Source organism: Bradyrhizobium sp. 31Argb (assembly GCF_043638955.1).
Lineage (GTDB): Bacteria > Pseudomonadota > Alphaproteobacteria > Rhizobiales > Xanthobacteraceae > Bradyrhizobium.
In genome coordinates this window covers 1-10,397 of record NZ_JBEGDB010000282.1, presented here as the reverse complement: position 1 = coordinate 10,397, position 10,397 = coordinate 1, and the positions used below count along the sequence as shown (strand labels likewise).

8 protein-coding genes and 2 pseudogenes are annotated in these 10,397 nt (G+C 62.7%); 6 read left to right on the top strand and 4 right to left on the bottom strand.

Annotated features, from left to right (window positions below; translation table 11 throughout):
• The 5 genes from AAFX91_RS34220 to AAFX91_RS34200 form a co-directional block, all read left to right on the top strand.
• The coding region (locus AAFX91_RS34220; protein WP_394569507.1) for an amidohydrolase family protein at positions 1–305 on the top strand (305 nt) is incomplete at its 5' end.
• Positions 302–898 (top strand): phosphonate metabolism protein/1,5-bisphosphokinase (PRPP-forming) PhnN, encoded by a 597-nt coding sequence (phnN, locus tag AAFX91_RS34215; protein ID WP_394569506.1) that lies wholly within the window; start codon positions 302–304, stop codon positions 896–898. The genes AAFX91_RS34220 and phnN, both read left to right, overlap by 4 nt.
• A gap of 13 nt (positions 899–911) precedes the next feature.
• On the top strand, positions 912–1,523 hold the full coding sequence (locus AAFX91_RS34210; RefSeq protein ID WP_394569505.1) for a pyridoxamine 5'-phosphate oxidase family protein: 612 nt from the start codon (positions 912–914) through the stop codon (positions 1,521–1,523).
• A 259-nt stretch (positions 1,524–1,782) separates the two neighbouring features.
• On the top strand, positions 1,783–2,916 hold the full coding sequence (locus tag AAFX91_RS34205) for a diguanylate cyclase domain-containing protein (protein WP_394569504.1): 1,134 nt from the start codon (positions 1,783–1,785) through the stop codon (positions 2,914–2,916).
• 245 nt (positions 2,917–3,161) lie between these two features.
• Positions 3,162–4,958, top strand: a complete 1,797-nt coding sequence (locus tag AAFX91_RS34200) for a flavin-containing monooxygenase (RefSeq protein ID WP_394569503.1) — start codon at positions 3,162–3,164, stop codon at positions 4,956–4,958.
• A 120-nt stretch (positions 4,959–5,078) separates the two neighbouring features.
• On the opposite strand, the pseudogene AAFX91_RS34195 reads toward AAFX91_RS34200, so the two are convergent.
• The 4 genes and pseudogenes from AAFX91_RS34195 to AAFX91_RS34180 form a co-directional block, all read right to left on the bottom strand.
• Positions 5,079–5,395 (bottom strand): annotated as a pseudogene (locus tag AAFX91_RS34195) (septal ring lytic transglycosylase RlpA family protein).
• Between the two features lie 9 nt (positions 5,396–5,404).
• Complete coding sequence (locus tag AAFX91_RS34190; protein ID WP_394569502.1) at positions 5,405–6,454, bottom strand: SAM-dependent methyltransferase; 1,050 nt, start codon at positions 6,452–6,454, stop codon at positions 5,405–5,407.
• Positions 6,455–6,630: 176 nt separating this feature from the next.
• Complete coding sequence (locus tag AAFX91_RS34185) at positions 6,631–8,355, bottom strand: SulP family inorganic anion transporter (RefSeq protein WP_394569501.1); 1,725 nt, start codon at positions 8,353–8,355, stop codon at positions 6,631–6,633.
• 9 nt (positions 8,356–8,364) lie between these two features.
• The gene (locus AAFX91_RS34180; protein ID WP_394569500.1) at positions 8,365–8,964 is read right to left on the bottom strand and encodes a TetR/AcrR family transcriptional regulator; all 600 of its coding nucleotides are present in this window, start codon (positions 8,962–8,964) and stop codon (positions 8,365–8,367) included.
• A 102-nt stretch (positions 8,965–9,066) separates the two neighbouring features.
• Here AAFX91_RS34180 and AAFX91_RS34175 point away from each other — a divergent pair.
• Positions 9,067–10,310 (top strand): annotated as a pseudogene (locus tag AAFX91_RS34175) (efflux RND transporter periplasmic adaptor subunit).
• Positions 10,311–10,397 lie beyond the last annotated feature (87 nt).

Sequence of the window (10,397 nt, the reverse complement as noted above, 5' to 3'; positions counted from 1 at the left end):
GACAAAGCTCGCGCCAAACTCGGCCGCGCCTATCCAGCCACCCCCAAAGAGTCAAAATCACTGTGATAGACCACTACATCCCTTCGAGCCTGCTGATGGCGGCGCTGCAATTGCCGCAGCACGTGCCGGCGATCGATCTCGCCTCCGCGGTGCGCACGGTGACGAAGGCGCCAGCCGAAGCGGTGGGGCTCACCGACCGCGGCGAGATCGCGGTCGGCAAGCGCGCCGACCTGATCCGCGTGCATCTCGCGCGCGACCTCCCGGTGGTGCGCAGTGTCTGGCGGGAAGGGGAGCGGGTCGCATGACGGAAGCACAGGCAGTTGCAATCGAGACACCTATAGCGATCGGTCCCGGCCGCCTGGTGCTGGTGGTCGGCCCGAGCGGTGCCGGCAAGGATACGCTGCTCGGGCTCGCCAAAGCGGCCTGTGCCGAGGATGGCAATGCCGTCTTTGCGCGCCGCGTGATCACGCGCGCCTCGTCAGCCGCCGAGGACAATGAGGAGGTCAGCGCGGACGCATTCCGCGAGGCGGTGGCGCGCGGTGACTATGCGATGCATTGGGAAGCGCATGGCCATAGCTATGCGTTGCCGCGTGCGGTCGATGACGATCTCCGCGCCGGCCGCACCGTGATCGCCAACGTCTCGCGCACGGTGATATCGGTGGCCCGCCGCGCCTACGCCAATGTCGTCGTAGTCCAGATCACCGCGCCGCCGAACGTGCTGGCCGAACGACTGGCGATGCGCGGACGCGCGAGCGACGGCCGGATCGAGCATCGGCTCGGCCGCACCGTCGACGAGACGACCGCCGCGCCGGACTTCACCATCGTCAATGTCGGCACCGCCGACTATCACGCGGGCCAGCTCGCGCGGATCATCAGGGGCAGCCGCTGGGACGAGTGAACAAGGGAAGCCGATGACAAATATCGCGACGATCGAACAATTGGAGGCGATCTACGGCTTCCCCAACGATGCTTCCACGGTCAAGGTCGCCGACCACATCACGCCGCCCTATCGCATCCTGATCGAGAAGTCGCCGTTCGCCGCGCTCGCCACCGTCGGTCCCGAAGGCATCGATTGCTCGCCGCGCGGCGACCTGTCCGGCTTCGTCCGCATCCATGACGAGAAGACGCTGATGATGCCCGACCGCCGCGGCAACAACCGCGTCGATTCGCTCCGCAATATCGTCCGCGATCCGCGCGTCGCGCTGTTGTTCCTGATCCCCGGCTCCGGCACCACGCTGCGCGTCAACGGCAGCGCCTATCTCTCGATCGATCCGGATCTGCTCGCGTCCTTCAAGATGGAGGGCAAGACGCCACGCTCCGTCATCGTCATGATCGTCGACGAGATCTATTTCCAGTGTGCCCGCGCGATCGTCCGCGCCGATCTTTGGAACCCCGACAAGCGCGTCGATCCCAGGACATTGCCGACGCCGGGTCAGATCCTCGCCAGTATGAGCGAGGACAAGGTCGGCGGCGACACCTACGACCGCGAATGGCCAGAGCGCGCCCGCCAGACGATGTGGTGACGTAACCCCGCACAAAACTCGCGGTCATTCCGGGGCGATGCGATAGCATCGAACCCGGAATCCATTTCTCCGCCAATGTATGCGGCCCGATGGATTCCGGGCCTGCGCCTTGCGGCGCATCCCGGAATGACGGCGGTGTGCTTGTTCCAGAACGGAGCTCCTGCCGCCTTGATGGTCCCTTAAGCCTGTCATGAAGCTGGCAACGACCGGGCCGACCCGCAACACCGATTCTTAGCAACTCAGCGGCATGGTGCCGGCCATGAGACTGACAGCCCTGTCCGGCGGCGTGCAGCCTGGCATTCGCCGCGAACTGATCAAGTTGCTGTACACGTCGATGCCGCAGGTCATGGCGATCACCGTGACATCGGGCGCCGGCGCGATTGCGCTTGCGCTGGTCAGTGAGGATATCGGCTATGCCCTGATCTCCTGTCTCATTCTGATCACCGCCGCAGGCCGGCTATACAGCCTACGCCTCTACAAGCTGCGATCGGCGAACTTCTCCGACCAGGACGTGCTGCGCTGGGAGCACATCTACGGCATCGGCGCGGTGGCGTTCTCGGTGGGGCTTGGCCTACTGTCATACCGCGCGCTCCGGCTCGGCGATGCGGCCGGGGCGTGGATCAGCTTTGGACTGTCGATGTCCTTCTGCGTCGGCATGGTGTCGCGCGCGGCGGTGCGTCCGTGGATCGTGCTGTCGGCATCGGCCGTGCTGTTCGCGCCGACCATCGTGGCGGGCCTGCTGCGGCCGGAGCTCGCCTACAAGCTCGGCTCCTGCATGCTGTTCCTGTTCTGGATCACGCTGCGCGAGGCCTCCCGCCATCTCAGCAAGGCCTTCATCGAGCGGCTGGAGGCCCAGCAGGCGCTGGCGCGCCAGGCTCATCATGATTTCCTGACCGGATTGCCGAACCGTGTCGCGTTTCTCTCGGCGCTGGAGAAGGCCGCGGGACGCATCGCCATCGTCGCCATCGATCTTGATGGTTTCAAATCGGTGAATGACCGCCTCGGCCATCACGCCGGAGATGCGCTGCTCCGCCAGGTCGCCGAACGATTGACCCACTGCATCGGGCCGCAGGGCACCGTTGCCCGCTTTGGCGGCGATGAATTCATGGTGTTGCGTCCGGTGGAAGACGGGCCGGCGGGGAAAGATGCCGCCGTGGCGCTTGCCAAGCGGGTGGTCGAGGCGCTGTCGCTGCCCTTCTTTGTCGCGCAGAAGCCGGCGCGGATCGGCGCCAGCGCGGGCATCCTGGTGACCGAGCTTGCCTCCGACGCAACCGTCGGCACGGCCTCGTTGCTCGAACAGGTCGATCGCGCGCTCTATGCCGCCAAGCGTGCCGGCGGCGGACGCTGGCAATGGTCCGGCGACGGGGTCACTGTCATGGATCAGGCGATCTGAATCACAGATCAGGTCGAACTGCATCGGTGCGCGAGACACCAGGACGTGTACTCATAAATCCCCGCGCCCCAGATCTGGGTCTATCAGGTCCGCTGTGCTCTGATAGCGGCACGATAGCAGCCCGTGGGAGGGCGCTGAGAAGCGTGAACGCCGACAGGAAAATCGGGCCGTGCAAGTCTGGATTCGCTCGATAGTTCGGATAAGATAATTGCAGAAAAACTAAAGGCTGCCCCCGGGAGGAAATGATGCTCGACACCACGAGTAACGCCCATTTCCAGGTCTTTCTTGACAAATTCGAAGCGGCGCTTGCGGCAGGTGATCTCGATGCCGCCGTGGCAATGTTCGCACCGGAATGCTACTGGCGCGACCTCGTTGCTTTCACCTGGAACATAAAGACCATGGAAGGTCGCGATCAGGTCCGGGAAATGCTCAGCTCTTGCCTTGCGCGCGCAAAGCCGGGCAACTGGAAAATCGCTGAAGGGGAAAGCGCGACCGAAGCCGGCGGCGTGACCGAATGCTGGATCTCGTTCGAGACCGAGGTAGCGCGCGGCTACGGCTTGGTCCGCCTCCAGAACGGCCAGATCTGGACGCTTCTGACTACGATGGTCGAACTGAAAGGTCACGAGGAAAAGGCGGGTTTCAGCCGACCGCTCGGCGCCCGGCACGGCGTCAATCCCGGCGCCAAAACCTGGAAGGAATTGCGCGACGAGGAAGCCGAGCAGCTCGGCGTCAAGACCCAGCCCTATGTGCTGGTCATAGGCGGCGGCCAGGGCGGCATCGCGCTCGGAGCGCGGTTGCGCCAGCTCGGCGTGCCCACCATCGTCGTGGAGAAGAACGACCGTGCCGGCGATTCCTGGCGCAACCGCTATAAGTCGCTCTGCCTCCACGATCCGGTCTGGTACGATCATTTGCCATATATCGACTTCCCGAAGAACTGGCCGGTATTTTCGCCCAAGGACAAGATCGGCGACTGGCTGGAGATGTACACCAAGGTCATGGAGCTGAACTACTGGACCGGCACCACGGCCAAACACGCCGACTGGGACGACGCTCACCACGAATGGACCGTCGTCGTCGAGCGAGATGGCGAGGAGATCACGCTGAAGCCGAAGCAGCTGGTATTTGCGACCGGTATGTCGGCCAAGCCGAACCTGCCGCAATTCAGGGGCATGGACGCCTTCAAGGGCGAGCAACACCATTCCTCGCGTCATCCAGGAGCCGACCGCTACAAGGGCAAGAAGGTAATCGTGATCGGCTCGAACAATTCCGCGCATGACATCTGCGCCGCGCTGTACGAGGCCGGTGTCGACGTGACCATGGTGCAGCGCTCGACTACCCATATCGTGCGCTCGGATTCGCTGATGGAATCGATAGCGGACCTCTATTCCGAGCGCGCCGTGCGCGGCGGCATGACGACGGCGAAGGCCGATCTGATTTTCGCCTCGCTGCCCTACAAGATCCTGGCTGGGCTGCAGAAGCCCGTCTACGACAAGATCCGCGAGGGCGACGCCGATTTCTACGCGGGGCTAACGAAAGCCGGTTTTCGGCTCGACTTCGGCGACGATGATTCCGGGCTGTTCATGAAGTACCTGCGTCGCGGGTCGGGCTATTACATCGATGTGGGCGCCTCGCAGCTCATCATCGACGGCAAGGTCAAGCTGGTCGCAGGTCAGGTCGAGGAAATCACGCCCAACGGCGTGAGGCTCGACGATGGCAAGGAATTGCCCGCCGATGTAATCGTCTACGCCACCGGCTACAGTTCGATGAACGGCTTTGTTGCCGACCTCATCAACCCGGAAATGGCCGACAAGGTTGGCAAGGTCTGGGGGCTCGGCTCGAACACGACCAAGGACCCCGGCCCATGGGAAGGCGAACAGCGCAACATGTGGAAGCCGACGCAGCAGGAAGGCCTGTGGTTCCACGGCGGTAATCTGCATCAGTCGCGCCATTACTCGCAATTTCTTTCCCTGCAGTTGAAAGCGCGCTACGAGGGCATCCCGACGCCGGTCTATGGCCTGCAGACCGTCCATCACAAGGCCTGAAGTCGCAAAGCGCTCGGCGGGGTTCGCGGATGCGAGCCCCACGCGCTGAGTTGGTCACGGTCTCCTGAGCGGATGCGCGGCGCCTAATGGCGCGGATCGCCACTCGTGCTCATTTCGCCCTCAGCAGAAAGAGGCTATTGCAGTCCCACCCATGCCGAGTACACGGGCCGCGCCATTCGACAGGTCTATGCACCGTCCCTTCACAAACAGTCTCGGTCATTTATCCGAACCGTAACGCTTCGCCCGGTCGAATGTGAGGTGACGGTGACGTGAGAGCCGAACGGTCTGGAACGGTGCGCTGCGGTCATCGCGCTTGGATTCATCCGTTCGCCGGACGCGGTTCGATCCCCGCCGTAGCGGGAAGCGGTACAAGTTTCAGCAAATGCAGGAGCAGTGAAACAAGTGAGGGCGAAAGCAGCGCATATTGGACCCATCATTGGGACCTGTCATGGATCCCGGCCCGCCGCCGATGGTGCATGCTGATCAGCAACTGCTTCCGAGGATGTAAGAATCTGGGAGCAAGGTGGTGTGGTCGTGGGCTTGGTGGCCAGCACCGTGTTGTACGGGTTGCCAAAAACAAATGCCTTCGAAGTACGCCAGATGATCCGTTCCAATTCGACGAATGTGCGCATCCTTAGCCTGTACTTCCACAACAGCATGTGTTGAATGAAGTTCCAGGTCATGCCCCAAGCCCAGAATGGTAGTCGCCGATAACGGATCGGTTTGAAGCCGAGTCGGCGCATCTTGTAGACGAGAAGATTGGCGCCGACAAAATTGTAGCGCCAATTGTCGAAGAAGGCCGTGACGCTCAGGTAATCCTCCTTACGGTGACAATGATCCAGCGACCCCGGCGACCGGATCAAAAGGCGTCCTCCCGGCTTGAGCATCCGCCAGCACCTCGCTAGCCAAGCGTCCAAGTCTTTAGTGTAGCCTATCGATTCGAGGGCATAGATGGCATCAAAATGTTCACTCGGAAGATCGAGGCTGTCGAAGTCGGCAACGATCACCTGTCCACGCCCACCAAGTTTAGCAAATTTCCGTTGGCAGATGTCCGCTTGAACAGCTGAATTGGTCACACACAGAATTTCGATATTGCGCCGGCTGGCGAGGTAGTCGGCCGCCGCGCCAGATCCGCAGCCGAGATCTAACAGCCGCATCCCGTCCCTTAGCTTCAGAAGAACATATTCGGCTTCGTATGGGCGCGAAAATGCTACTCGGGGGAAAACGCAGGTGCTGTAGTTCGCCTGCTCGTCGCGATACGTGCTGAACACGTCATCATACGTACGCTTCTCGTCATCGTGCTTGAGAAAGTCGCTCGGCTGCGGTGTCCACTCGACGAGTTGGAGTTGCTCGAATTGATTCAGCTCGTGGCCTATCTTGCTCGCGTCCTTCGGTTGGGTCACCAAAAGAAAAAGTACATAATGAAGCAAGTTGTACGCTACGAACAACGCGATGATGATCGCCGCTACAAACTGAAATATCAGAGCAATATCCAAGGTTGCTCCTGTGACTGCTGAAACGTTCGCATGTTGCAATTAATCAAATCACACCGGGGCCGCGGCCCGCTAGATGCCAATGTCCGAGTTGGGGTCACGAGCGGCAATGCTCCGCCCGATCGTAAGATTTCCGCTTGGCCGTCAGAAGCTGACATGTACGCCGTTAAGAGTACACCCTAGCGGCCGGCTTTTTCTTCCCAGTCCTCCCATTCAACATCGCTATTGATTTCGAGGTAGGCGGAAACGGCGGCGCCGACGGTCGGGAAGAAGTTGTCCTCGCCAAGCTGCGCCAGCAATCCGAATTTCTTCAGCTTGTCCTTTACGGGATCCTTGAGCTCCGCAAAACGAAGCTCGATACCCCGTGCCTGCAACGTCTCGTCCAGCTTGGCAAGTGTATCGCCGGCGGTGACGTCCACGCTGGTGACCGGCTCCGCGGCAACGACCAGCCAGCGCACGGGCGTTGGTGATTTCGCCACGGCGTCCAGAACGCGCTCATTGAAGAATTCGGCGTTTGCGAAGAACAGAGGTGCATCCCACCGGAACAGCACCAGCCCGGGGATCTGGCGTGCATCCGGATATCTGGTGACGTCGTGATAACCTTTGACGCGGTCGGCGCGGCCCAACACGGCCGAGTGCGGGCGCCACCCATCCCATAGGAATTCGGCGATGGCGATGACGATTGCGAGACCAATTCCCGGAATGACCCCGAGCACGGCCACGCCGACAAAGCAGACCATCGATAGCCAGAACTCCCACTGCTGGATGCGATAGATCCGTTTGAGGTCGGTGACTTCGAACAAGCCGATCGCCGCGGCGATGACGACGGCGGCCAACGCGGCGTTGGGCAGATGCTGAAGCAGGTTTGGCGCTGCCAGCAGAAGAAGGGCGATGACCAGCGCGCCGACGACACAGGTCAGTTGCGTGCGTGCGCCGGCGGCTTCCGCAACGGGCGTGCGCGAACTGCTGCTGCTGATCGGAAAGCCCTGGAAAAAACCGGTTGCCAGATTGGCGGCGCCGAGCGCCACCATCTCCTGGTTGGGATCGGCCTGCGTGCTCAGCCGTGCGGCAAAGGCGCGGGACAGCACGCTGGTGTCGGCGAACGATATCAGCGCGACGGCGCAACCTCCGAGCATGACTGGCCATATGTCGTTATAGCCTATCAAGGGAATGGCGAAGCCCGGCAATCCTTTCGGAAGAGAACCCAGAACGGTCACGCCGTAATGGGGCCCGAGATCCAGCGCAGCGACAATGACCGTCGCTGCGACCACCGCAATCAGGATGCCTGGCAGTCGCTTGTTGTTCCGGAGCAGGAGAATAACGATCAACGTGCCGAGCCCAATCCCGAATGCGACCCGGTTGGTCTTGCCTTCAAGGATTGCGTCGGCGATCGACCACATGCTCCGCAACGGTCCTGCGCTCTCAATGGAGAAGCCGAAGAGCTTTGGCAGTTGGCTGATCAATACGGTCAGGGCAATGCCGTTCATATAGCCGTAGCGTATCGGCTTGGAGAGAAGCTCGGTCACAAACCCCAGACGCACGATGCCGGCCAGAATGCATACCGTCCCGGAAACGATGGCCATCATGCCGGCCAAGGCTACGGCGCGCATGGGATCGCCACCCGACAACGGAACGACAACGCCGAGGATGACGGCTGCCAGCGCCGAGTCCGGTCCCAGCACAAGGATGCGGCTGGGGCCGAACAGCGCGTAGGCCAGCAGCGGAACGATCGTTGCGTACAGACCATAGATGCCGGGCAAGCCCGACGCTTCCGCGTAGGCAATCCCGACCGGGACCAGCATGGTCGCCAGCACGAGCCCGGCGAAAAGATCATGCGGAAGCGACGCCGCTTCATATCGACGGACGGTGTCGAGACCTGGCAGCCAGCCGCTCCAATGCCTCATTGCCGGTCGCTACGAATTGCTCTGCTCCTCGATTGCCTTCACCGATACCGCCGCGACCTGCCGCAGCGCCTCGCGGTCGGCGCCGGACGAGGCCATCACGCCCATACCGGCGATGACTGCGGAGAGATAGCGCGCGAGCGCGGCGGGGTCAGCGGTTTCCTTCAGGTCGCCCTCGGCCTTCGCCCTTACGAAGCGCTCGCGGAGCTGGTTCTCGGTCTGCGCCCGATGGGCGGCGAGTTCGAAGGGAACGTTTTCCGAGCCGGTGCCGCAGGCAAGGCCGCCCTGGACCAGAAGGCAGCCGGGTGGGTTGGCGGGGTCGGTCTGGGTGTCGGCGGTGCCCATCAGCATGCGCTCGGCCACCTCGCGGGCGGTCGGCGCGCTCACGATTTCTTCCAGCCAGCAGGCGCGCTTGGCGCTATAACGATCGAGCGCAGCCTTCAAGAGGCCCTCTTTGCTGCCGAAGGCCGCGTACAGGCTTGGCGGATTTATGCCCATGACTTCAGTGAGTTGCGCGATCGTCGCGCCCTCATAGCCGTGCCGCCAGAACACTTCCATCGCCTGGTCCAGCGCCGCGTCGGCGTCGAACGCCCGGGGCCTGCCCATCGCCATTGCGTGCTCCCTGAAAATTTCTTAACATCCGCTACATAAGTATCTTGCGGACCGGCGTCCAGCTCCACATTTGTAGCGCTCACTACATTATGGAGCGCGCAAATGCCCCCCGCCCGCATTACCCCCCGTTCTGGCCGATTCCGACGCATTGTTGGCGGTATTGTGATCGTTGGCGCCGTCGCGGCGGCCGGATCGGTCCTTTCCGGCCGCTATTTTTATGCCGCGCAGGCGACCAGTGCGGCCGCCGCGCCGGAGCAGGCCGTCGCCGTGACGGTCGCGGCCATCGAACCCCGACAGGCCAACCTGTGGGACGATTTCTCCGGCCGGCTCGAGGCCATCGACCGTGTCGAGCTGCGGCCGCGTGTCGCCGGCGCGATCCTGGCGACCAATTTCACTGAGGGTTCGCTGGTGAAGGCCGGCGACGTCCTGTTCAAGATCGATCCCGCGCCTTACGCCGCGGAGGTCGACAAGGCGAGGGCGCAGCTCGAGGCCGCCAAGGCGCGCGTGGTCTTCACGACGAGCGAGCTCGAGCGCGGCGCGCAGCTCGTCGGCAACGCGGTCGTGACCCGGCGCGACTATGACCAGCGCGACAATGCCAATCGCGAGGCGATTGCCAACGTCAAGGCTGCCGAAGCGACGCTGCAAACCGCAAAGCTCAATCTCGACTACACCGAGGTGCGCGCTCCCGTGGACGGCCGCGTCGGCAAGTTCGAGGTCACCGTCGGCAATCTCGTCGCCGCCGGCACGGCCTCGCCGGTATTGACCTCGCTGGTCTCGATCAATCCGATCTATGCCAGCTTCGATGCCGACGAGGAGGTGGTGCTGCGCGCGTTGAACTCGATTGCGGACGCTTCCGGCACCCGCGGCAATCTCGACCGGATCCCGGTCGAGATGACGACCTCCGGCGGCACCACTGCCAAGGGCCACATCCAGCTCATCGACAACCAGGTCAACGGCCAGAGCGGCACCATCCGCGTGCGTGCGGTGTTCCGCAATGATGACGGCCGCCTGATCCCGGTCAGTTCGCACGCGTGCGCATGGGCCAGCCCGAGAGGCAGACGCTTGTGCTGGTCGATGAGCGTGCGATCGGCACCGACCAGGACAAGAAGTTCGTGATGGTGGTCGGCGAGGACAATCGCGCGGTCTACCGTCCGGTCGCGCTCGGCGGCTCCGTCGACGGCCTGCGCATCGTCACCTCGGGCCTGAAGTCCGGCGACCGCATCGTCGTCAATGGCCTGCAGCGCGTGCGCCCCGGCGCTCTCCTGAAGATGGAGGTCGCCGAAATGGGCGCGCGCAACACCCAGCAGGCCGCCAACGAAGACAACAAGCACATCGCAACGCGGTGATGCGGAAGCTCCCCTTGTATCTGCACGGGCATGATTTGTGCGATGGAAGCGATTTAGCGTCTTGGCCGGTGGCCACCGGCCAAGACG

Excerpts from the sequence above, each read along its gene's own strand:
- phnN (WP_394569506.1), top strand. The coding sequence starts at position 302 with ATGACGGAAGCACAGGCAGTTGCAATCGAGACACCTATAGCGATCGGT.
- AAFX91_RS34210 (WP_394569505.1), top strand. The coding sequence starts at position 912 with ATGACAAATATCGCGACGATCGAACAATTGGAGGCGATCTACGGCTTC.
- AAFX91_RS34205 (WP_394569504.1), top strand. The coding sequence starts at position 1,783 with ATGAGACTGACAGCCCTGTCCGGCGGCGTGCAGCCTGGCATTCGCCGC.
- AAFX91_RS34200 (WP_394569503.1), top strand. The coding sequence starts at position 3,162 with ATGCTCGACACCACGAGTAACGCCCATTTCCAGGTCTTTCTTGACAAA.
- AAFX91_RS34185 (WP_394569501.1), bottom strand. The coding sequence starts at position 8,355 with ATGAGGCATTGGAGCGGCTGGCTGCCAGGTCTCGACACCGTCCGTCGA.
- AAFX91_RS34180 (WP_394569500.1), bottom strand. The coding sequence starts at position 8,964 with ATGGCGATGGGCAGGCCCCGGGCGTTCGACGCCGACGCGGCGCTGGAC.